Source organism: Paenibacillus sp. 01T47 (genome assembly GCF_056398245.1).
Window position 1 is genome coordinate 83015 of sequence record NZ_JBFTPA010000008.1, and the last position, 24306, is coordinate 107320.

The window sequence follows — 24306 nt, forward strand, 5'->3', positions numbered from 1 at the left end:
TGGTTGGTTTGATTACTTCACTAGTATATAAACGGCAGCTTGAAAAAAGTAAATAGCTTGTCCTTCTCTTGTACACATCTGTTCACAATATATTCTAAATTAAGGCGTTGTTTTAAATAAAATCGTTTGATATAGTTCTATTATCGAACTGTTTCATAATAGAATTAATTTCGTGGATATTTAGAAACTACATAAAAAGGGGGACACCAGTGTGGATCGAGCATCATTGAAACAACTCATCGATCGCTACGAAGCGGCTAATTTTCTTGTAAACCGTCGACTAAATGCGATGATCCGCGAGTTAATGCCAGATGATCTAACGGTAGACCAGTTTGCGACACTACGTTATTTGCATTCGAAGGAAATGAGCACATCGTCCGAATTAGCGGACATTTTTTGCGTGGGGAAAAGCTCAATAACCGCGATCATTACGCGATTATTTGATAAAAACTTAATTCAAAGATTTCCAGATGAGAAGGATCGCAGGGTCATCTATTTAGCGCTAACCGAGGAAGGCAAGCAGGTTTGCGATCTCATGGAGGATAAGATACAAGTGCTGCTGGCCAAATACATTAATCGTTTTGAAGAGCAGGAAGCGAACTGTTTTATCGAAACCTTCGAGAAGCTTGCTAAAGAAATGATGAATCCATAGTTTTATTATATTTGAGGGGGAACAAAGATGAGAACCGTTTTGAAATTTAGATGGTTTGTTCTTATATTGTGGCTTGCTGCTGCCGTAGGTTTAATGCTCAGCGCGCCGAATATGGAAGAGCTTGTTCGTACGAAAGGGCAAATCAACGTGCCTGATGGATATTCTTCGTCGGTCGCCAGGGACTTGGAGAAATCGATTGGCGGAGGCGATAATGCAGGCGCCAGCAGCGGAATGCCTACCGTGCTTGTATTCCATAAGGACGGCGGTCTGAAGGACGCTGATTTAGCGGAAGTAAAGAGAGGAATCGATGAGCTGAAGAGCAAAGGCGAGGCTATTGGGGTTCTCTCCGTGACGACTCATTTTGATACCAAAGAGCTTGAGGAGCAAATGGTATCGAAGGATGGAAGCACCATCCTTGCTCTTGTGAATGTCGAGGCTGGCGACCGTGAGCTTGCTGAGCTAAGAGACGGTCTCTATGAGACGATTTCAGATGTGAAGGTAGAGCATTATTATACAGGAAACTGGCTTATTTCTGAGGATGTTGTACAAAGCTCGCAGGAAGGGCTTAAGAAAACCGAGTTTATTACGCTTGGATTTATTTTAATTATTTTGTTTGTTGTATTCCGTTCTGCGATTGCGCCGCTCGTACCGCTAGTGGCCGTTGGATTTACTTATTTAATATCACAATCCGTTATTGCGTTTTTAGTCAAATATTTTGATTTTCCGCTTTCCAACTTCACGCAAATTTTCCTAGTTGCCGTATTATTTGGGATCGGCACAGACTATTGCATCCTGCTCATTAGCCGCTTCAAGGAAGAGTTGACGCATAGCGGCGGCGACAAGACAGAAGCGATTGTTCAAACTTACCGCACTGCGGGAAGAACCGTATTATTTTCTGGCTTAGCTGTGTTGGTGGGATTCTCTGCAATCGGATTCTCAACGTTTATGCTTTACCGCTCGGCAGTAGCCGTTGCAGTCGGGGTAGCGGTACTGCTTATCGCATTGTTTACGATCGTGCCGTTTTTTATGGCGGTGCTGGGTACAAAATTGTTTTGGCCGGCGAAAGGCTCGCTTGAGCATAAGCCGAGCAAGCTTTGGGGTACAGTGGGTAAGTTTTCACTAAAACGCCCTTTGTGGGCGCTCGTTATTTTGGCAGTAATTATTGTACCTTTCCTTACAGCGTATAAAGGCACAATTTCTTTTAACTCGCTGGATGAGATTGGCGATAAATATGACTCTGTTAAAGCGTTCAACATTATTGCGGATAGCTTTGGACCTGGTGATTCACTGCCTACTACCGTTGTGGTCAAAGCTGATAAACCGATGGACACACCTGAGGGGCTTGCTGTACTAGAGCAAATCAGCCGCGAGCTTGCGAATTCTGGAGGCATCAAGGCCGTTCGCAGTGCAACTCGTCCGACAGGTGATGTAATGGAGCAATTTCTCGTGGCAGATCAAGTTACCACCCTTGAGAGTGGGCTTGGTCAAAGCGGCGAAGGCTTGGGCAAAATCGGTGATGGTCTCTCCGAGGCAAGCAGCGCGTTAAGCGAGAATAAGCCGAAATTAAATGAAGCTGTTGACGGCGCCGGTAAGCTCGTTAATGGTACGAATGAGCTGAAGGCTGGGATTGTACAGCTTGGCGCAGGTTTGAAGAAGATTCAGCAAGGGTTGCAGGATGGATCTGCAGGTGCGGGAGAGCTTAGCGAGGGCTTGAAGCAGGCGCAGGCGAGTGCGGAGCAGCTGGCAGGCGCGAGCCGTAAATTGCTTAGCAGCTACGAGCAGCTAGGCGGCGGTCTTGGTCAGCTTACAGGTGCATATAGCGCGATTGCATCTGAACAGGAGAAGCTTGCGAGCGGGTTATCCGGCGTACAGCAAAGTCTGACTGCACTTCAGGAAAGTCACCCAGAGCTGCAAACCGATGAGACTTTTAAACAAACCATGCTTGCTCTTGGAAATCTCCAGCAAGGAGCAGCAGGAATCAGCGGGCAGTTGTCTCAGCTTAATGAGCAGCTAACAGGCATTTCAGCGGGAATGACACAAGCAAATGCCGGTTTCTTGCAAGCAAGTGAAGGGCAAACGGCACTAGCTTCGGGTCTTGGCAAGCTTGCTGCAGGACTTGGAGAGCTGCAAAAAGGAATTGAGCAGGCAGCCGCAGGCCAAGGTCAAATTGTATCGAAGCTGCCTGGTGTCACGCAGGGCTTTAATGAACTATCAGATGGTCAGAAGGAACTGCAGGCAGGGTTTGCATCGTTAAACGATCAGCTGGGCGAATTGACCGGCGGTTTGGATCAAAGCGTTGACGGCTTATCGAAGGTAACCGATGGACTCACATCCGCTGGCGGATATTTGAATAGTCTAGCGGAATCGCCGAATAAGCAAATGACGGGCTTTTATATTCCAGAGGAAGCCATTGCGAACAAGGAATTTCAGGCTGCCCTTAATGTGTATATGTCGGAGGATCGCCAAACAGCGAAGTTCGATGTCATATTTAAAGGCAATCCGTATGCACAGGAAACGATGGCGCAAATCGACGGACTGGAAGCAGCTGTTCACCGCGCGATTCAAAACACCGATTATAACGGATCACAGGTAGCTGTCGGCGGTGTAACAAGTATGAATAACGATTTGAGCAATATTTCAGCGTCGGATTATTCGCGTACGGTTATTCTCATGCTCATCGGCATTTCAATTATCCTTATCCTTTTGTTCCGCTCGATCGTCATGCCGCTTTATATGATCGCATCGCTTCTCGTTACGTTCTATTCCTCGATGGCGATTGCAGAGGTCATATTCGTAAGGCTGCTTGGGCAGTCGGGCATTAGCTGGGCGGTTCCATTTTTCGGATTCGTCATGCTCGTCGCACTAGGAATTGATTATAGTATTTTCTTGATGGATCGCTTTAAAGAATACCGCCATCTGTCGCCTCAGGAAGCCATTTTGGAAGCGATGAAAAACATGGGTACGGTAATTATGTCTGCAGCTGTTATTCTAGGCGGGACATTCGCAGCGATGCTTCCTTCAGGAGTAATGTCACTTCTGCAAATTGCAACTATTGTGCTTTGTGGACTGTTCATCTATGCATTGTTGATGCTTCCATTATTCATTCCAGTTATGGTACGCACTTTCGGTCCTGCTAACTGGTGGCCGTTTATGGGACGCAAACAGGATGCTGAGAAAACGGATCGTTTGCATAGCGGTCAAACGCTTAAGGGCCATCATGTTTCGCATGATTCAACTCACTAGTTAATAAAGCAGGGTTATCCAGGGTCTTTGGTGCATGACAAAGACCTATGCGATAACCCTTTTCTTGTTACTTAACGTCCTGCCATTTCGTATGGAACCATAGCTGCATTCGCATTTTGCACGGACCCATCGAGAAAGGCGCTGATTTGCTGCTGCTGCTCAGTTAACAGACGCTGCAGCTCTTCTGCTTGCTCTTTGCTCGCGGATGCTTCTTGTTCGGCGCGTGTTACCAGCTTAAGCAGATTAAAGGATTCAATCGATAATCCAAGCTTAATCCGAATTTTCTCATTTCGGAACGATTCGGCTTTTGGTGACGGGCTGCCGCCCTCGGCGTTATTATGCCTTGTTTTTTCAGGAAGCAGCTGCAATGCTGCACGGCCTTGCTCGGTAATTTTATAGACTTTTTTGGCGCCATCCTCTAACTGAACGGAGACGAAGCCGGATCCCACAAGCATCTGAAGCGTGGGATAAATGGAGCCGGCACTGGGTACGTAAAGTCCGCCAGACTGCTCCTCTAAAGCCTTCATCATCTGGTAGCCGTGCATTGGCTGGTCGATGAGGAGCTTCATAAGTGCAGCCTTCACGCCGCCGCGGCCAAAATAACGCTTGCTGCTGCGCGGATTGACTTTAGGCTCTTCCTTGCTATGTTGATGATGCTCTTTGGAAACATAATTAGTAGACATCTTCAAGTTAAGTCACCTCGATCTTTATGATAAGGAAAGCTTCTGTTTTTCAATGCTTGAGGGTGAAGTGAAACATAAGGGATCGCTCATCAGCTGTCATTTGGAATAAGCTTACTCTACTTACAGCATTGACAATGATAATTATTATTATTTACAATTTATAAAATAATATTGTTTATTAAGGATGTGAGCGCGCATGTCGCAGCAACCGAATCAAACAAAGTACGGTGAAATGCTCTATATTGGCACGGAGGAAGTTAAGCTCCCGTCGCTGCACCATATGCAGTTGAACAATCGAGAGGAGCAATGCTTTGCGTTTGTGCTTCAACATAAAATAAAGGTTTCCATTGTGAAGAAGGGGCAGCACACGACTAAAAAAGCCGTTGGCGGTGAGCTGTTTCTCATTCCGTCCCATTGTGAATGTACGCTGCTTAATGAGGGCAACCATCTAGCTGAAATCGTACTTATTCGCTTCCGAAGCGGTTCGACAGCAGCAGGCGCGGAGATGCTCCCTTACCGAGACAGTATGGGATTAAAACTGCTGAGGCTGCCGCAGGCGAGAAGCTGGCTTCAGGACTTTCAAAGCGACTGCGGTACTGATGATGTGGTTTTATACTATCAGCTGCAATCACAGCTTTATGCAATGGTCGCTGCGCTCATTCAGTCCGTCCAGCAGCCGAGAGAGACTGAAGCTGATTTAATTGGCTACGTCGAGCAAGCCAAGCAATTTATGATTGAGCAATTAAGCACACCGATGGATATGGAGGAGCTTGCAAGATCCTCCGGGGTGAGTACAAGCCGTTTTTATCAAGCCTTTCGCAGTTATACAGGACTTACACCGCTTAAATATATGACCAAGCTGAGGCTCGATGCTTCTATGCGCATGCTCTCGGGTACGTCCTCTTCCATCGTCGACGTAGCCCATTCCGTCGGCTATCCTGACGAGTACTATTTTAGCCGGCTGTTTAAGAAACATATGGGACTGGCTCCTACGGAATATGCTCAGCTTGCGAAGAAACGAGTAGCCACGCTTGTATCTGTGTTCGCGGGCGACCTATCAGCTATCGGAATGCCTACTTGCTTGTCCTTTATTCGGTTGAGCACTCATCAGCATGAACGGGTGCTCCAGCAGCTGCGTGAAGCGGAGCCGGATCTCATATTGGCAGGTATGCTGGATGAGGAAATGTACGCGGCATGTTCGGCTATCGCTCCGGTTCTAATGCTCGATTGGAAGGCTTATTCCTGGAAGGAGCGGCTGCTTGAGATAAGCAATGCATTAGGCTTGTCCACCGTAGCAGAGCGCTGGTTGTCCTATTATGAGATGAAGGTGCAAAACGCGCGTGAGCAGCTCAAAAACAGTTTAGGCGATGAGCCTATCTTAATTGTTCATGCCGGAAAAACGGGCTTTCGAATATTTGGCCCGCGCCGCCGCAAGATGAAGGACCTTTTTTATGACGATCTACAAATGACCTATCCGAAGTCGGCACACCAGATCGGATTTCTTGATACGAGCTCGCTAAGGGAGATCGCTGAGCTAGGCTGCAGCAGCGTTCTCTTCCTCGTACCAGCGGAGGCTTCCCGTGATTATTGCAACCAGCTGGAGGAGGGCTGGCGCCGCTTGAGGGAAAAGGATGCGCGTAGAAGATGTATCTTTATTGGCTATCACGACCGGCTGAACTATAATCCGACCGTCCACGATGGGCTTATCGATGAGACAGTGAGGCATTTGATGAGTTACGCGCAATAAATGAGGGCGCTCGTTCCATTTTATCTGTGGTATTTTGAAAAAAAAGAAGAGGTCAGCTGTATTGATTGAAGCGCGTGTAGCCGATAAAGAAAGTAATGGTTATGCATCATTACTTTTTGATCGGGAGGGAATTTATGAAGCTCACTCAAATGGGCAAAGCACTATACCCGCTCTCGTTAATTATCATAATATCTTTCATAAGCGGTTGTACGCTTAATCCAAATAGTTCGGAACCGCTTGAACAGACACCAGCTCCGAATAAGGTGACTTTAAAAATTGTTGAGAGCCTAATGACGCCGCTGCGGACAGTGGAATTAGACAAATTAATTGCACAATTTGAACTCGACAATCCAACCATTGAGATTGTGAGAGTGACATCAGAATACGAGACCGCTGATCAGACGATCTTGACGATGCTGGAGCAGAATCAAGCGATTGATATTGTTGAGGTGCGGGACGTTACGGTACATCAGCTTGCGGAAAGTGGTCTGATAACCAGCTTGGAGAGTTATATTTCATCATGGAGCAATTATATGCTGCTTAACAATAATGCAAAGCTGATGTCTAGAGATGCAGGCGATGTTGCTTATTATATTCCGAGCAGTCTTTATCAAGTGCAGCTTTATTATCGCAAGGATTGGTTCGATGCCAAGGCGCTGCAAGTGCCAGAAACATGGGAGCAGCTCTTCTTTGTCGGCAAGCAATTGACGAAGCCGATGGAGAGGATATACGGCTTTTCCTTTCGCGGAGGCAGTGGTGCCGTTAATACGTTGTCTTCAATCGTTCAGGACTATAACGGAGAGAACGTCGATATAAGCGATTCCATGTTTAATACGGATGGCTCGACGATATTCTCAGGCAAGCGGGCAGCAGAGGCTGTTGAGCTTTACAAGAAGATTTATACAGAGATCTCAGATCCTGCGTCCATAGATTGGGGCTTTAATGAACAGGTTCAAGCATTTGTGAACGGCAATGCGGCTTTGCTTATCCAAGACTCAGACGTGATAGAGATGATCAAGGAAAAGCTGGAGAGCAGCCAGTGGGCAACAGCCCCTTTGCCTACAGGGCCTGATGGGATCTCTCATTACAACGTTGGTGCAGCCGGCTGGGGGATTGCTTCCCAGTCTAAGCATAAGGATGAGGCTTGGAAATTCATTTCCTATTTGTCTTCGATTGAGAACAATCGCGCCTTTGCTGATGCCTCAGGCGTTATATCCATCTATAACAATACGATTGAAGAGGAAAAGTATTCTACAGGGCCGTATGCCCCTTATATGCTGATGGCAAATGACCCCGATCGGTTTCAGGGCGTAAGAAAACCGAGCTATTATAAAAATTACAGTCAATTTTTTCAAATGGGAACGGATTTGGGTCGACAACATTTGTTGAATGTCATTTCTACGGAGGAATTGCTTAAGCAGTTCGATGATTTTTGGCGGAAGCAAGGAAAACAGGAGCGAGATTAAATGAATGGAGGATGCTGTAGGCATGTGAGTTGCAAATGCCCAGCACCTCCTTTTTTAATTGGATGAATAGGCGATGTGATCTCGTATGAAGCGAGTTGCACAGGGCAACATGTAAGGATAGGGCTTGTGCCTTGACCAGAGTGTAGAGACGCATATACGATAGTAGAAGTTATCTTTTTTTATCGCTGGCTAGCGATTGCAGGACAATAAGGAGGAACATTTGTGAAGCAGTTATTGGTTGTTTTTACAGGCGGGACCATTGGAAGCAAAAAGCAGGGAAACGGCATCGATGTTAATGACGCGGGATCTTATTCGCTTATAGATGATTATATCAACAGTGCTGAGCAGCACGATGATGTTAGAATTGATGCGATACAGCCGCTTAACTTGTTAAGTGAAAATATGACGACCGAGGATTGGATCGCGCTTGCAGAGGCTGTCCATGGGATAGATACCGACTCGTATGCTGGGATAGTCATCACCCATGGTTCGGATACGCTGGCTTATAGCGCAGCGATGATCGGTTATTTGTTCGCAGATACAAAAATTCCAATTGTGCTGACCGCCAGCAATTACCCGGTTGCCGATGAAAGAAGCAATGGGCGCCGTAATTTTGCAAATGCAATCAATTTTGTAGTGGATGCACAGCTGCCGGGCGTATTTGTCGTTTACGAGGATGACAAAGGGGATGCACTTGTTTACTTAGCAACTAGAGTTACGCAAGCGATGTCCTTTACGGATCAATTCGGCAGCCCCTACGGCGTGCCGTACGGAAAGATGGCAGACCGAGTTTTCAACTGGCTGGACCATGAGAGAAATCCAAGACCGGAAGCGCTGAGTACTAAGCCTAAAGCGTCGTTTGCATGGGAGCCGGACACCCTTAAGCTCGATTCCAGCATCGTCTATATTCGGCCATATCCGGGCTTGAACTATTCGCTGTATGATTTTACAACGATTCGGCCGAAGGCGATCCTCCATGATTTGCATCATTCGGGTACAGCAAGCGCAATAGAAGCAGGGCCGTACTCGCTTCCTGCGTTTATTGCAAACTGTAAAAAGCTTGGCATCGATGTATACATATGTCCGATCCGAGATCGTTCGGCAGCCCTATATTCGTCGTCGCTGCGCCTTATTGAAGCGGGTGCCATTGTAATTGAGAAGCTGTCGGTTGAGGCTGCAATAACGAAGCTCATGCTCGCATATGGTCTATATGATGATAAAGCACAGGCAAAAGCTTTCGTAACGGAAAGTGTTTTGTATCACGAACATAACGAGGTGTAAAATGATTATAGAAAAGCTGGTGCTTTTGACAGAAAAAGCAGCAAGCATTTTGCCTTTTTATAGGGATGTGCTGGCATTGCCGGTTATTCGCTCTGAGAAGGACAGCTTTACTGTTCAGGCAGGCTGGAGCGAGCTGACCTTCCAAGAGACTGGTGATCAAGCTGCTGAAGCGTATTGTTATCACTTTGCCTTTACGATTCCAGAGAATAAGCTTGAGGAAGCAAAAAAGTGGATCGAAGCACTTGTTCCAATCGGTACGGAGGCAGGTCAGGATGTGTCGTATAGTGAATCATGGAACTCGCATTCTGTTTATTTTGAAGACCCGTCGGGTAATATTTTAGAGCTGATTGCCCGCCATACGATGGATAACGGTGTTGAGCGTACCTTTGACCCGCAGCAAGACATTCTCTGTATCAGTGAAATTGGCATAACGACCAGCGACGTTCCTACAGCAGTCGATCAATTTGCAGAGCTTGGCATCATGACCTATAGGACGCGCAATGACAATTTCAATCCGATCGGCGATGATAATGGTATATTTATAGTGGTTGGAAAAGGAAGACGCTGGCATTTTACGAACAAAACCGCAGAGAGCTTCCCGGTTCATGTGACCGTGTGCGGGCTGGGTGAGCTGTACTTGGTGGAAGGCGAGCAAGGCTTGTTGATTGAAAATAAAAAGTAGAGGAGCATTCAACGATGGGAGAACATTTAAAAGTAGGGGACCAGGTCCCGAATTTTAAGCTGCAAGCATCCAATGGCAAAGAAGTTGAGCTTGCAGATTACTCAGGCAAGAAGCTCGTTATTTATTTTTATCCGCGCGACATGACGCCTGGCTGTACGACTGAATCATGCGATTTCCGTGACTTTAACGGCGAGTTCGGCACGAACAACACAGAGGTAATCGGAATCAGCCCAGATGATCTTGCCTCTCATGAGCAATTCGTCGACAAGCATGAGCTGCCATTCCTATTGCTGTCTGACACCGAGCATACGGTTTCGGAGCTGTTCGGCGTATGGAAGCTGCGGAGCTGGAACGGTGAGGAATTTATGGGTATCGAGCGATCGACTTTCCTGCTTGATGAACAGGGCAAGCTTGTTAAGGAATGGCGCAGCGTAAGTGTGGATGGACATGTGAAGGAAGTACTTGAAGCGGTAAAAAGCAGCTAGCTTTGTCATTTGCGAAAAAAAAAGGCTCCTCTCGAAGCGTGATATACGCTTCAAGGGGAGCCTTTTAGTTTTATTATTATTTGGTCTTCCAAGAAGGCAGCTGGCTAACATAGCTGTCAGATAAGTTGAGGAGCTCTAATGCACGCTGATACTCATCTTCTGTCGCAGCCTGCTCCGTAATGCCGTCTCCGGCTAAGGAATAGTGCTTGCCGTCCTCATATCCGCTGCCTGACATGAATAGCTCTTTGCTGCTTAAGAATGAGCCAGTCGGGAGATAATAACGTTGTGGCAATACGTTATACGACTGATTAAACAAGTCTTGGCCGAAGTGGATATGATCATCCAAGGAAATGCCAAGCATGTTCGCGATCGTAGGCAATACGTCAACTTGACCGCCAAGCTGATCGAATACTTTGCCTTCTGTTACGCCTGTCGATGCAACAACGAGCGGAATGTTGATCATATCGGTGTAGCTATATTCATGACCATAAATTTCAGCCATAAGCGCTTTGTCATCACGATCCAGCGAGTATACTGGAAGGCCGAGATGGTCACCGTATAACAAGATTAAGCTGTTGTCCCAAATGCCGCGTTCCTTCAAATCTGCAATGAATTCGCCAAGTGCGAAGTCAGCGTAGTTTTGTGCACGGATATAGTCACCAACAAAAGTTTTCTCATAACGCTCAGGGAGCGTCATTTTGTATTTGTCAGCAGGAATGGTGAATGGGTGATGTGATGTCATCGAAATAACATGGGAATAAAATGGTTTGCCATTCTCGCTCATGCGTGACATTTCAGCAGCTGTTTTCTTGTAAAGCTGCTCATCGGAAGCACCAAAAAATACGGTATCTTCATCTCCAAAAAACTTCTGATCGTAGTAACGGTCGAAACCAAGCGCTTTGTAAAGCTCGCCGCGATTCCAGAATTCAACAACATTCGTATGGAACGTAGTTGTGTCATAACCGTTTGCTTTCAGCAGTTTCGGCAAGCTCGGAAGCTCTTTGTCGGCATAAATCATCGTTGCCGCGCCGCGTGGCGGAATATAGAAAGACGTATTCACGACGAATTCCGCATCGGATGTATTACCTTGGCCGACTTGCTGATAGAAATGCTTGAAGTAATAGTTTTCGTTGACCAGCTTATTAATGTTAGGCGTAATCTCTTTTCCGTCAATCTTCAAGTTGACGAGGAAGTTTTGAAATGACTCCATTTGAATAATGATGACGTTTTTGCCTGCTGCTGTTTTCCACAGCTGCGGAGCGGCAGGTGTTTCGATCTTTTTGACGGAATCGATTTTTTCTTGCGTGATATGGTTTGGATCAACAAAGTCAATCGTTTTGTTCTTGAAAATCATATAAGCCTCGTAATTGAGTATGCCCATTTGCTCCGCTTTGACGATCTCATTCATGCTGGCGCGGTTAGGCAAAATGTTGAACAAGCAAAGCGCAATTGAAATGCTGAACAGGGCAAGGACAAGTCGTTTGCTTTCCTTAACGGAGCTTTGTTTCTTCCAATTCACGGCTTTCTTAGGTCTAAACAACAGAACAGCCATAATGATAATGTCGATAAAGATGAGCAAGTAATAAGGGTCCATCAGTGAAAATACGCTATTTTTAACCGCGGTAACTTGGTTTACCTGCTCTAGAGCGAGATAGGTTACAATAACACCGTAATACTTGTAATACATAATGACGGCAAATAATATGAGTGTCATTACTAGATTTGCTATTAAATAGTAAATAAGTTTACGTTTCGAAGCGAACCACTCTATGAGACAATAAACAATGAGGACAAACGGAATTTCTTTTAAAATAGTAGTCCACGAAAAACCATCCTCGAAAATGACCATCCAAGCCAGATAGCTTTTGAGAAGCATAATAAATGAAAAGAAAAGGATGGGACGAGTGCTTAATAATCGTTTTGGAGTTAAAAATGTCATATAACCGCCTACCTTTCACAGCAAAAACTGGCCATCTCACAGAGGCAGCCAGGCCGCTAATCATAATATACGTTCGTTCTGTAAATTCTTATCCATTATGCTCCTAATTATAGTCGAATGTCAAAAGGCAAAAGGCTCCTCCATGTCCAATCATAATTTATTGTAAAAAACAAATTTATTAGGATTTTTGTTTATTCCTATTCATTACAACATTTCCAAGCTATTAGATTGAAACATTATTGCTGATTTAGTAGTCTATTAATTAGATGCTATTAGACAAACCATGGTTACAAGTATAATTACATGAAATATATGTAAAAAAATATGTTGGAGGCTTATCATGAAAAAAAGAAGAAGAAGGCTGCTGCTGTTTATTATTGTATGCGCAGGAATGGTGTTTGGTTACTCTTTATTTAATAAGGATGAGACAACCACGATTCCGCCAAAGCAAGCTTCCGCTGATGGTTCCGCTAACGGCGGGGAAGTGTCGGGCAGCATAGGTTCTGAGCCTACGGATAAGCCGAGCGGCGGAACTCCAACAGATGGACAGCCAACAGCTACGGATAAGCCTGATTCAAGCAATAACGGCAAGGGCTCTGGAACAGGAAAAGCAGAGCAGACTGAGGATGGAATGGTCGTTATTGCCAAACCAGAGGATATCGCGGTGCTTGTGAATAAGCAGCACAAGCTTCCGGAGGAATACAATCCCACGGATTTAGTTTATCCTGAGGTTCGGTTTATATTTGCTGAGAAAATTGAAAAACGCATGATGAGACAGGATGCAGCTACAGCGCTTGAGAAGCTGTTTGCAGCCGCTGAGGAAGACAACATCCAGTTGGCCGGTGTATCCGCTTATCGCTCGCATAGGACGCAAACAACGCTCTTTGATCGCTATGTAAAGAGGGATGGACTCGAAAAGGCAAGAACTTATAGCGCGCTACCTGGTACAAGCGAGCATGAAACGGGACTGGCGATCGATGTGTCGGGTAGTGACGGCAAGTGTGCGGCTGCCGATTGTTTTGCAGATACAAAGGAAGCGCAGTGGCTTGAGAAGTATGCGCACGAGTACGGATTTATCATTCGTTACTTGGAAGGCAAAGAAAAGATTACAGGCTATCAATATGAGCCTTGGCATTTGCGGTATGTAGGTGTGGATGTGGCCACTGAGATGGTGAAGAGCGGAGAAGTGCTGGAAGAGTATTTTGACGCGGTTCCTGTTACAAAATAAGAAGCAATAGCGCAGCGCAAGCTGTATTCGGACAAGCCTTATTGTTCATAAAGGATAGTCGCTTGCGCTGCTTACTATTGGTAATGCCCTTCGTTAGATCTTTGCTTCAAACGTTTTGCAATCTGTTTCTTCGGAGTTGCTGGCTTGCTTGCCGCGATTGCTGACCACATAAATAGAAGAGGCGCCGCAGTGATTACCTGCTGCCCAGAACTTGCATGAATTCACTTCGCACAGTACATCCTTAGCCATTGACAATTCACCTCCTCTCTATATAGGATGGACAAACGATATATCGTTTTATACTCAGGAAGGATGGATAGATATGGGAGTTAAGCTTTATTTTAATCATGACGCCGGTGTAGACGACCTGGTATCGCTTTTTCTTCTTTTGCAAATGAAAGATGTTGAACTGCTTGGGGTATCCGTTATTCCAGCCGACGGCTATTTGGAGCCTGGCAGCAAAGCCAGCAGCAAAATCATTGACCGCTTTGGCGACCCTGTCAAAAATAAATCGCTTGAAGTGGCTAGATCAAATTCACGCGGTGTAAACCCATTCCCTGCTGAATGGCGTATGCATACGTTTTTTGTGGACGCGCTGCCTATTTTGAATGAATCAGGAACGATTAACACGAAAGTATCTGCGCTGCCAGCGCATCAACATATGATTGAACAGCTTCGCAAATCGGATGAGAAGGTGACATTGCTGTTCACAGGTCCGCTTACGGATCTAGCAAGAGCGCTGGATGAAGCTCCGGATGTGGAAGCAAAGATTGAGAAGCTTGTATGGATGGGCGGCACGTTTAATGAGAAGGGCAACGTTCAAGAGCCTGAGCATGACGGAACCGCAGAATGGAATGCCTTCTGGGACCCTGAATCTATGCACCGCGTATGGGCAAGCAGCATTCCGATTTTGCTTGTTGCGCTTGAGAGCACGAACAAAGTACCTCTTACGATGGATGTACGCAACCGCTGGGCATCGCTTCGCAAGCATGAAGGACTAGATTTTGTCGGTCAATGTTATGCTGCATGTCCTCCACTTGTTTATATGGAGACGAACTCGACATATTATTTGTGGGATGTGCTAACGACAGCTGTTGTCGGCAACCCGGATCTCGTGGAAATTAAGACGGTACACAGCGGCGTGATTAAGGATGGACCTAGCCAGGGCCGTACGGTGGAAGTGGAAGGCGGTCGCCCGGTCAGCCTTGTTTATGATGTTGATCCTGTTCGATTCTTCGATTATATTACGGACCTTTCTGCAAGTGCGGTTAGCTACAATGTTAAGCAAGACTAAACCATAACAAAAAGCGCAGCTTCGAATGAGTTACACTCATTCAAGGGCTGCGCTTTTTTTAAAATATAAGAAAGTATATTATTTTCTCATCCTTATCTTATATTTCACCGTCTAAGCTGCTTCAGCGTCAGAAGGACGCCGAAGGCGTTTTAGCTTGTTTAATCCATTTCATAAATTGAACCTGATTTGCTGGCATAAAGCTCGGCGTACACCTTCTCGGCGTAAGCATCGGTCATACCCGAAATATAATCCGCAACAAATCGCGGCCAGCTCCATTTGTTCTTATGGATCTCGTAATTTTCTATCCAGTCTGGCGGAATGATAAGGCGACCAGATTCTTGAACCTTGAAACTGTCCCATAACCGTCTTATCATGATTTCACTGCGCATTTGCAAGCGCTGAACACGGAAATCCTTAATGAGGGTCACCCATGCAAGCTTCTTCAAAATCTCCATCGTGCGGAGCAACTCGATATCCTGTTGCCCATTGTTGACGAACGTGACCTTTTTCCAGCTGCGCGATGTATCGTCTATAATGCCGACTTTGCCTGCAAACAAGCTGACCCAGCGCGCTTTCATCTCCCGCCTTGTGCGCGAGGCTTCGCGATCACAGCTTACATACAGCTCCTGCCACTGCTCGAAATAGGAGACGAGTACACGTTTCACCATCGCAGGGATATCGACCTCTCCCCAGCCGATTCCGGTATTGCCTTTATCCTCGACAATTTCCTGAACAACATGGTCGATAAGTCTGCTGTCTTCAAAGAAAGTGCGATTCATTTGGATTTTACCTGCACGTATGCCGTCTTCGATGTCATGTGTGGAATAAGCGATGTCATCACATAAATCCATGAGCTGTGCTTCCAATGTTGAACAGCCTTCTGGAATTTTCCATAAATGGCGTAGCTGTTCAATCTCTCCCCACTCTGTGCTGTAAAGCCCTTTTAGACGGCCAGGCTCACTGAGGCTAAAAGGGTATTTATTAATAGCAAGCAAGACAGCTGCAGTTAAATCAAGGCCGCTTCCGCTTCCTGCCCTTTTCTCTAAAAACATCAATATTCGAAAATTTTGCGCATTGCCCTCGTATGGTATGCCATACTCCTCCATGAGCAAATGGTTGAGCACTTCTTCACCTTTATGTCCAAAAGGGGGATGACCCAAATCATGCGCGATCGCGGCAATCTCGACGACAGCGGGATCTAATATGAGCCCCGGATGCTCTTTGCGCGCAAGGAAATCATATTGTTTGCCTAACTTGCGAGCAACCTCGCGTGCAATCTGCGACACTTCGAGAGAGTGAGTTAGCCTTGTTCTATAGTAATCGCCCGTACCTGCGCCAAATACTTGTGATTTACCTTGCAGGCGGCGAAAGGCGGGAGATTGAATGAGTCTCGCATAATCTCGTTCATACTCATCTCGCTCCTCGCTTAAAGTACCGAGCGCTTTCTCGTCCAATCTAAGCTTGCGTATGTCCATCGTAAGTCCTCCAGTGCCGTTTATGCGGGTAGTATTGAAATATATTAACTCATCTAGTACATGTTGTAGATAGGTTTTTTTACGTCTTAAATTAGGAAAAATGCTTTGTTGCTTGAATTGTAGCATATAATGAGGCTTGAACATACACCGTGCTTGGAGTATGATCGCATTAGCTTTAACATAAAACTGAGGTGCTATAATACGGATGGTCATAATGCAAAATGCATCTGCAATTATTATGCTGCTAAACATTTTTTTGGCGATTACGGTTATCTTTCTAGAGAGACGCAGCGCAAGTACAACTTGGGCTTGGCTGATGATTCTTTTTTTCATCCCCGTTTTCGGCTTTGTTTTGTATTTAATATTAGGGCAGAAGGTACGTAAAAGAAAGCTGTATAAGCTGCTGGGCGATAGTCAGCGCATTATCGAGCATACGGTCGAGAGGCAAATGCGCCAGCTGCGAGAAGATGAAATTGTATATAATGATCCGGCGATGCGAAGTTATCAAGACATGATCTATATGAGTCTGAAAACGAGCTATGCGGTATATACGAGCAATAATGCGGTTGAGATCTACACGGAGGGCAATCAAAAGTTTGATGCGCTGCTTAAGGATATAGAATCAGCCCAGCATCATATTCATCTCGTTTATTATATCGTCCGAGACGATGAGCTTGGCAGAAGATTGGTTAAGGCGCTGGCAGCGAAAGCGGCGGAGGGCGTAGAAGTCAAGTTTTTGTACGATCATATAGGAAGCTCAAGCTTGCCGAAGCGTTATTTTGCGGAGTTGATTGCAGCAGGCGGCAGGGAAGCGGCGTTTTTCCCTTCGCGAATTCCTTATTTGAATTTAAAAATCAATTATCGCAATCACCGTAAGCTCGTTATCGTTGACGGACAAGTCGGTTATATTGGCGGCTTCAACATCGGTGATGAATATTTAGGATTAAACGAGCATTTCGGCGAATGGCGGGATACACATCTTAGAGTTCGCGGCAATGCCGTGCTGCAGATGCAGGCGCAGTTTCTGATGGATTGGAATTTAGCGGCTTCCGGTCGAATTGAGCTTAACGAGCTGTATTTCCCAATTATGAGCGATGATACGGGAACGATTGGCATGCAGCTTGTAGCGAGTGGCCCGGATACGCAATATCAGCAAATTAAAAATGGTTATATCAAAATGATTTACTCAGCTCGGAAAACAATCAGCTTGCAAACGCCATATTTTGTACCGGATGAAAGCTTGATGACCGCGCTGAAGATCGCTGCCCTGTCCGGGGTAGATGTACGTATTATGCTGCCGAGCAAGCCGGATCATTTCTTTGTATACTGGGCAACTCATTCTTATTTGGGAGAGCTTCTCGCAGGCGGAGTGAAATGTTATATGTACGAGAAAGGCTTTCTTCATGCAAAAACGCTTGTCATCGACGGCAAGGTGGCGTCCGTTGGAACAGCCAATGTCGATATTCGCAGCTTTAAGCTTAATTTCGAGATGAATGCGTTTATCTATGATACGCAGACATCGGCGAAGCTGCAACGCATTTTTGAAGATGATGTTAAACATTGCACGCAGTTAACGGAACAAGTTTATGCTAATCGTCCAATCATCAATCGATTGAAAGAATCGATTTCCAGGCTGCTTAGTCCAATTCTATAGACGAACATCAGTCTAATTCAATAGACGCAAATCAGTCCGATCCTATAGACGCACATAAGAAGGGCTTCTGCTTATCTAAGATAACCAGAAGCCCTTCACGTGCTTGGTAGAGAACTATTCAATTTATTCTAACGCTCCAATCCGCTGTTTGCCTCTTCTTCGTCCTTTCGAATTTGTTACAAACCCTATCGACTTCGATCCTAATTTTATTGACCTCGATCAACTTCCTTTCGATTTGTTTCAAATCCTTGTTGCTTGTAAGTACATCTCATCCAAATGATCGACTACATCCGTCTTCGCTATTGTCCCAGCATGTCCGGCAGTGATTGAATGCTCCTTCCCGAGATTATGAGACATGCATCGCTAACCTACTTCAATGGGCTATCCCCTCTCGTTTAAGATAGGCTTAGTATACACCTTTATTTGAATTTTGTAAATATTCAGATTATTTAATTCGACAAAAAATTTTGTGTTGTTTTTTAGGTGTGATTTTGCGTGTGAGGTGGGAGTATGTACATCTTAAGGTAGTGTAAGCTGTTGATCATGGTGAGTGGAAGTTGCGCATGATGGTAGGGGATGTAGAAATGGTTGCTTGAGCTGTAAACGCGACAAAACATTGACTATTTTGCCCGCCAGCGTTCAACCTGTACTTCATACACCTCAAACAGTAACTTTTGTGACCGTCACCATTTTTGTAATGAGCGTAAAAGTCGAAGTTAATGATGAGTGGAGTTCATGCTTGCCTCTAACGAACTTAGAAGTCGTTATTATAATGATTTAGGCTTAATCTGAATTCTAACGAACTTAGAGAGCGCTATATGCTCAAAAATGAGTTAAATCATTGATATTGGAGGCTAATAGGGTTATCTGGGTTCGTTACGTTTGAAAGTGTGTGGAATTGAAGCAAATAAGACTTCTGGAGTTCGTTACAACTTTTCGCGAGGCGCTTTTGCAGAGTTCGTGTGGCTTCTGTGTGAAGTTAATGAGTTTCCATATTGATTCGACAAGTATTGGTTGTGGCTTTGAGCCGCCTTTTGGAATAAGGAGGATAAAGGAAAGCCTGTGAGGTTGACCGTATTCGACCTTCAATTTATACTTAGTCTAAAATCAGTAGTAAAAGGAATGATCTTTTTATGAATAAAATTAACTTAACGATACAGCGCAAGGCCATCTTTGAAGTTGTGCAGCAAGCCCATGATCACCCGACGGCGGCCGATGTCATTGACCGGCTTCGGGGCAAAGGCTTCAACTTCGCTTACGGCACCGTGTACAACTCATTGCGTTATTTGACAGATGTGGGTCTCATTAGAGAATTGAAGCTTGGAGAAACGGTTAGCCGCTATGACGCTCGGACGGATGAACATCAGCATATTGTGTGTACTGTATGCGGGCGCGTGGATGAAGTATTGACCGACTTGCCGAGTGAGTGGATGGAGAAGGTCGCTTTAGAGACGAAATACAAGATCGAGCATGTGCAAGTTGTATTAGAGGGGGTTTGTGATCAATGCGCGACGAAACAACCACAATGAACAACGATTATTTGAACGGGAACATGCCGCTCGACCAGAGTGCAGCCGCTGGCTATTCAGAGGAAGAGTTGCTGCAAAACGGGATGCTTTGCTCGATCACGAAGCGGGTCATGATTATTAGTCCGTTGCCAGAGAGGGTCAAAAGCTTGCTTGTCGCGCTTTCATCCGAATGCTTTGACGTGTTTTCACTGCATGATTTCAATAAAAGCATGCTCCAAAGCTTGCAGCCAGAGCTGCTCGTATTTGATGCGATTCCTGTAGCTCAAGCTGCCGCGAGCCATACGCTGCAAGCAGGTGCAGAACTGGTGGAAGCGGCTGAGCTGCATGCGGTTCCTGTCCTCATTTTAATGGATCAAAAATCGTATGATAGCCGTGAAACTTTTGCCCTTGGCGCATCTGAGCTGCTAGTCTGGCCGGCTAAACCTGAGCAAGCGATAAAACAAATCAACCGTATGCTTCTGAATAAGCCAGCAGCAGCTGCGAAGGCGGATAGCGACATTCGTGTGTTTAAAGATATTGCAGTTGATCTCAAAAAAATGACCGTTGATCGGGCGGGGCAGCGAATTGAGCTTACCAAGACGGAATATGATTTGCTTCTGCATTTCATGACATCGGACGGTTCCGTTCTAACGCGTGAATCTTTGCTTGATACCGTTTGGGGGCTGCATTTCTATGGAGGCAGCAACTTGGTGGATGCTCATATTAAGAGCTTGCGCAAAAAACTAAAGGATAGCGCCGTAGCGCCAAAATATATAGTTACCGTGCGTGGTGTAGGCTACCGGATAGCGGATATTCGTGACTAAGGAGTAAGTGCATCATTTTTATTTCACCAGCATGCTGTGGTTCATGAAATATTCATTTTTCATTCATTAGGCTTTCATGACAGTTGACCGTTGATTCGATAAGATTGTTTTATGGATTTAGATCAAGTCTAAATATATAAAATGATCGATGAGGTGCTATCATGGAAAACTATATGACAACGAACCAAGGCACGCCGGTTGGCGATAATCAAAACTCGCGCACAGCGGGGCAGCGTGGACCAACTCTAATAGAGGATTACCATTTGCTTGAGAAGCTTGCGCATTTTGATCGGGAGCGTATTCCAGAGCGTGTCGTGCATGCCCGGGGAGCAGGCGCACATGGAGTATTTCGTACGGAAGTTAGTATGAAGGATCATACGAAGGCTCTTTTTATGCAGGAGCAGGGAGTGGAAACGCCTGTATTTGTGCGCTTTTCAACGGTTATTAACGGAACAGGTTCGCCGGAGACGGCGCGCGACCCACGCGGCTTTTCGGTAAAGTTTTATACGCAGGAAGGTAACTATGATCTTGTTGGAAACCATTTGCCGGTATTTTTCATTCGAGATGCGATGAAATTTCCTGATATGGTGCATTCCCTCAAGCCAGCGCCAAATACGAATGTCCAAGAGCCTGCGCGCTACTGGGACTTCATGACGCTCTCCCCAGAATCGACGCATATGCTCACTTGGTTGTTCTCCGATGACGGAACGCCTGCTACTTATCGTGAAATGGACGGATTCGGCGTTCATGCCTTCAAATGGATTAATGATGATGGTAAGCCGACTTATGTTAAATACCATTGGAAGTCGCTGCAAGGAGTACGAAACTTTACAGCAGCGGAAGCTAGCGTGATGCAAGGCAAAGACTTTAACCATGCGACACGTGATTTACATGATGCGATTGAACTCGGCAACTTCCCAGAATGGGAGCTTCATGTACAGCTTATGCCTGTCGATCATGTGGAACGGTATGCGTTTGATCCACTAGATCCAACGAAGGTGTGGCCGGAGGATATGTATCCGTTGCAAAAGGTAGGCACGATGACGTTGAACCGCAACCCAGTAAATTATTTTGCAGAGGTTGAGCAGTCGGCTTTCTCGCCAAGCACACTTGTACCAGGAATCGAGCCATCGGAGGATAAATTGCTGCAAGGCCGATTGTTCTCTTATCCGGATACTCAGCGCTACCGCCTTGGAGCGAACTATCTACACATTCCAGTAAATTGCCCGTATGCACCTGTTCGCAACTATCAACGAGATGGTGCAATGACGATGCATGCAAATCCTTCTCCAGTGAATTACGAACCTAATAGCTCATCAGAGAGTCCAAAGGAAGCAAAGGCTTACGGGGATTCTTATGTACCTCTTCAGGGACAGGCTGGCCGCCAAAAAATCGACAAAACTGACGATTTCACTCAAGCGGGCGAGCGCTATCGCTCACTGCCTGAAGAACAACAAGCAAACCTAATCGCCAATTTGACTGGTGAGCTGGAGCAAACAAACGATGATATAAGACTTCGCGCCATCTGCAACTTCTTCCGGGCTGATCGCGAATTAGGCATGAAGCTTTCGCAAGCGCTAGGCGTTGATATCAGGAAGTTTGTACCTCAGAGCTAATTCAAAAGTAAATGGGAACATGATGACAGAAGCACGCTAAAGATGCGTGTTTCTGTGTTTCTCATCTTCATATTCTTAAATCCACTAGAAGCCATGAGCAAGCTTAAAAGTAACCTCCAGCTGTGAGAAATCACAATCCGTCAAACCAAACTTTAAAAGATAACCCGTTCAAGACGAACGATTTAACCAAGAATGAAGAAACTTTTAACCACCCAGTACTCTACTCAACAATCTACGAACTATTGAACCGACGTATCGACGAACCACGAACCCACGAACCCACGAACCCACGAACCCACGAACCCACGAACCCACGAACCCACGAACCCACGAACCCACCAAACAAACTAACTAATTCTTTCAATATCAACTAACACTAACAGGAAAACCTCCGGCTAATTATGCTAATCCAGCTGATTTCACTCACTTAGAAGGAATATCTCCCGTTAATTTGTTGGATATTAGCAAATTCAGCTGAGATGGACAGTATTAACAGGAGAAATTCCTCTTAAATTAATATTTTCCGTAAAAAAGTGTGAATTAGCGGTAGAAATTCCAGTTAAGCTACTTTTCTTTGAGGAGGCAAGTAAGTTACATTTCTTAGGCGAAGGATACGTTCATTTTAACCAAATCACTCAACATCAATTAACACTAACAGGAAAACCTCCATCTAATTTTACTAATTCGGTTGATTTTAGTCATTTAGCAGGAAAGCCTCCCGCTAATTTATTGGATATTAGCAAATTCCGCTGAGATGGACTGAATTAACAGGAGAAATTCCTGTTAAATTATTATTTTCCGTAAAAAAGGGTGAAATAGCGGTACATATTCCAGCAAAGTTACTTTTCTTTTGAGGAGACAAGTTGAGGAAGCAATTTAGTTGCGTTTCATGCCAACTGATCGTTTATATGAGGTGGATAAGGTTGGACTTTCAGGCAACGGATAAGTTTGATATAACGCTAAAAAGAATGCAAGAACAACACTATTCTTATGATTCCAGATGCCTTATAATCAAAGACAAGAGACGAAGAACGTCCCGTTACCACTCACTCTAGAGTGGTGACGGGACGTTTTCTATTTTCCAGAGGGGATGATTGAAGGTGACTTATGAGGAGGCGCATCGCTCATTTATTCAATACCATGTAGATAAAAGGTCAGGGGAACGTCGCGGAAGGCTGGAAAGAGGGCATGGACATGCGGAATCCAAATTTTTGTGTAATGTCTGGTGGCCTTTGTGTGGAGATTTTCGAAACCTGCATCCTGAGTATGAAGTGTTGGATTGGCGCGGCAGATCCTATTTTGCAGATTTTGCTTGGTTTTCCGGTACCGTAAAGCTCATTATTGAGATCAAAGGATTTGCATCTCATGTTAGAGACATGGATCGACAAAAATATTGCCATGAACTAAACCGCGAAACCTTTTTGCATGCGATGGGATACCCGGTCATCTCTTTCGCTTATGATGATGTTGAGAAAAACCCTGAGATATGTATGACCATGCTCAAAATGGTGATGAGCAGGTACCAGGCTAGGCGAGCACCAATAACACGAATTCAACTAGCAGAGAAAGAAATTATATGGCTTGCAGTTCAACAGGCTCGTTTAATCAGGCCAAAGGATGTGGAGCGTCATTTTGGTATTGATCATAAAACAGCAGTAAATTTATTGAAAAAGTTATGCTCAAAAGGAGGGCTTATCCCTCTTTATCGTGGCAATCGACAACGAGTCGTAGGATATGAGCTCGCTCATGACTTTCTTAATTTTCTAGATTAATGTTTCAATCATTATTGCGACCGGCTTCAGCTTCTTTCTTACATCGCAGCTAACATGAAGCTAGATGATAACAAGGAACTTTTCAAACAAGAGGAAAAGCCTCCATAGACGATCACAGGTTTAAAAAAATAGCGTATGTTTGCGATGTTTATGGTTTTGAAGTACGATGGAATAAAGAGTAATTTATTGCTGCCTTGTAAAGGATTAAGAGCATTTTCGCGATTATAAAAATAGGGCATCCACACCATGAAAACGGGGGTAATTAGCGGTGCTGCTGTCAACGCAAGTGATTCAAGTTGGTTCCATCGTCATATCAGCTCTGGCCGGTCTTACACTTATTGTCCTGCGTATGCGCGCTGGTAAACGGCCGACCTCATTGCGAAAAATCATCATACCGCCGTTAGGCATGGCAACAGGCTTCGTCATGTTTGCCTTTTCCCAGACGCATATTCCATGGTTTTGGGGGTTAGCCGCTTTTTTGACCGGCATGCTGATCTTTGCTTTCCCATTAATCGTCACGACCCGTTTGGAACGCGTGAAGTCGGAAATCTATGTAAGACGATCTAAGGCGTTTGTTTTTATTATGCTGACGCTGTTCATAATCAGGCTTTCTCTACATAGTGTCGTAGAGCAATATATGTCGATTCCGCAAACCGGGGCGGTTTTCTATTTGCTCGCTTTTGGCATGATTCTACCATGGCGCTTGGCTATGATTAGTGATTATATGAGACTGCAAAAAGTAGAAATGTAAGTTGAA

At 45.2% G+C, this 24306-nt stretch carries 19 protein-coding genes; 15 read left to right on the forward strand and 4 right to left on the reverse strand.

All coding sequences use genetic code 11. The features are described 5' to 3' along the window. Positions 1–211 precede the first annotated feature (211 nt). Together AC1DOV_RS17680 and AC1DOV_RS17685 are read left to right on the forward strand one after the other, a co-directional pair. Complete coding sequence (locus AC1DOV_RS17680; RefSeq protein WP_076266311.1) at positions 212–652, forward strand: MarR family winged helix-turn-helix transcriptional regulator; 441 nt, start codon at positions 212–214, stop codon at positions 650–652. A 27-nt stretch (positions 653–679) separates the two neighbouring features. Further along, complete coding sequence (locus AC1DOV_RS17685) at positions 680–3895, forward strand: MMPL family transporter (RefSeq protein ID WP_477550633.1); 3216 nt, start codon at positions 680–682, stop codon at positions 3893–3895. A gap of 71 nt (positions 3896–3966) precedes the next feature. On the opposite strand, the gene AC1DOV_RS17690 is transcribed toward AC1DOV_RS17685, so the two are convergent. Beyond that, complete coding sequence (locus tag AC1DOV_RS17690) at positions 3967–4578, reverse strand: PadR family transcriptional regulator (RefSeq protein WP_477550634.1); 612 nt, start codon at positions 4576–4578, stop codon at positions 3967–3969. A 196-nt stretch (positions 4579–4774) separates the two neighbouring features. On the opposite strand from AC1DOV_RS17690, the gene AC1DOV_RS17695 reads away from it, so the two are divergent. From AC1DOV_RS17695 to bcp, 5 genes are all read left to right on the forward strand, one after another. Continuing rightward, positions 4775–6325, forward strand: a complete 1551-nt coding sequence (locus AC1DOV_RS17695) for a helix-turn-helix domain-containing protein (protein ID WP_477550635.1) — start codon at positions 4775–4777, stop codon at positions 6323–6325. Positions 6326–6459: 134 nt separating this feature from the next. Then, on the forward strand, positions 6460–7791 hold the full coding sequence (locus AC1DOV_RS17700; protein ID WP_477550636.1) for an ABC transporter substrate-binding protein: 1332 nt from the start codon (positions 6460–6462) through the stop codon (positions 7789–7791). A 222-nt stretch (positions 7792–8013) separates the two neighbouring features. Further along, positions 8014–9072 carry an asparaginase gene (locus AC1DOV_RS17705; protein ID WP_477550637.1) on the forward strand — a complete coding sequence of 353 codons (1059 nt, stop codon included), beginning with the start codon at positions 8014–8016 and terminating at the stop codon, positions 9070–9072. Between the two features lies 1 nt (position 9073). After that, entirely contained in the window at positions 9074–9754 is a 681-nt protein-coding gene (locus tag AC1DOV_RS17710) for a VOC family protein (protein ID WP_477511235.1), read from the forward strand. Between the two features lie 14 nt (positions 9755–9768). Beyond that, a complete protein-coding gene (bcp, locus tag AC1DOV_RS17715; protein ID WP_339205449.1) occupies positions 9769–10239 on the forward strand; it encodes a thioredoxin-dependent thiol peroxidase in 471 nt (156 codons plus the stop codon). Positions 10240–10315: 76 nt separating this feature from the next. Here the strand turns inward: bcp and AC1DOV_RS17720 are convergent, their stop codons facing one another. Beyond that, the gene (locus AC1DOV_RS17720) at positions 10316–12178 is read right to left on the reverse strand and encodes an LTA synthase family protein (protein ID WP_339205448.1); all 1863 of its coding nucleotides are present in this window, start codon (positions 12176–12178) and stop codon (positions 10316–10318) included. Between the two features lie 340 nt (positions 12179–12518). Here AC1DOV_RS17720 and AC1DOV_RS17725 point away from each other — a divergent pair, with 340 nt between their 5' ends. After that, positions 12519–13406 (forward strand): M15 family metallopeptidase, encoded by an 888-nt coding sequence (locus AC1DOV_RS17725; RefSeq protein WP_477511234.1) that lies wholly within the window; start codon positions 12519–12521, stop codon positions 13404–13406. A gap of 93 nt (positions 13407–13499) precedes the next feature. Here the strand turns inward: AC1DOV_RS17725 and AC1DOV_RS17730 are convergent, their stop codons facing one another. Further along, complete coding sequence (locus tag AC1DOV_RS17730) at positions 13500–13655, reverse strand: DUF1540 domain-containing protein (protein ID WP_076266302.1); 156 nt, start codon at positions 13653–13655, stop codon at positions 13500–13502. A 73-nt stretch (positions 13656–13728) separates the two neighbouring features. On the opposite strand from AC1DOV_RS17730, the gene AC1DOV_RS17735 reads away from it, so the two are divergent. After that, a complete protein-coding gene (locus tag AC1DOV_RS17735; RefSeq protein ID WP_441874661.1) occupies positions 13729–14700 on the forward strand; it encodes a nucleoside hydrolase in 972 nt (323 codons plus the stop codon). 158 nt (positions 14701–14858) lie between these two features. Here AC1DOV_RS17735 and AC1DOV_RS17740 read toward each other — a convergent pair whose 3' ends face one another. Beyond that, entirely contained in the window at positions 14859–16175 is a 1317-nt protein-coding gene (locus AC1DOV_RS17740) for a deoxyguanosinetriphosphate triphosphohydrolase family protein (RefSeq protein WP_441874662.1), read from the reverse strand. 205 nt (positions 16176–16380) lie between these two features. Here AC1DOV_RS17740 and cls point away from each other — a divergent pair, with 205 nt between their 5' ends. From cls to AC1DOV_RS17770, 6 genes are all read left to right on the forward strand, one after another. Continuing rightward, the gene (gene cls, locus AC1DOV_RS17745) at positions 16381–17829 is read left to right on the forward strand and encodes a cardiolipin synthase (protein WP_339205444.1); all 1449 of its coding nucleotides are present in this window, start codon (positions 16381–16383) and stop codon (positions 17827–17829) included. Between the two features lie 1133 nt (positions 17830–18962). After that, positions 18963–19358 carry a Fur family transcriptional regulator gene (locus tag AC1DOV_RS17750; RefSeq protein WP_477511232.1) on the forward strand — a complete coding sequence of 132 codons (396 nt, stop codon included), beginning with the start codon at positions 18963–18965 and terminating at the stop codon, positions 19356–19358. After that, positions 19334–20161, forward strand: a complete 828-nt coding sequence (locus AC1DOV_RS17755) for a winged helix-turn-helix transcriptional regulator (RefSeq protein ID WP_477511231.1) — start codon at positions 19334–19336, stop codon at positions 20159–20161. Before AC1DOV_RS17750 ends, AC1DOV_RS17755 begins: the two co-directional genes overlap by 25 nt. A 161-nt stretch (positions 20162–20322) precedes the next feature. Then, positions 20323–21777: a catalase gene (locus tag AC1DOV_RS17760; RefSeq protein WP_477511230.1), complete on the forward strand. Its 1455-nt coding sequence runs from the start codon at positions 20323–20325 to the stop codon at positions 21775–21777. Positions 21778–22877: 1100 nt separating this feature from the next. Then, the gene (locus AC1DOV_RS17765; protein WP_477550638.1) at positions 22878–23549 is read left to right on the forward strand and encodes a DUF559 domain-containing protein; all 672 of its coding nucleotides are present in this window, start codon (positions 22878–22880) and stop codon (positions 23547–23549) included. Positions 23550–23817: 268 nt separating this feature from the next. Next, entirely contained in the window at positions 23818–24300 is a 483-nt protein-coding gene (locus AC1DOV_RS17770; protein WP_477512688.1) for a CcdC family protein, read from the forward strand. Positions 24301–24306 lie beyond the last annotated feature (6 nt).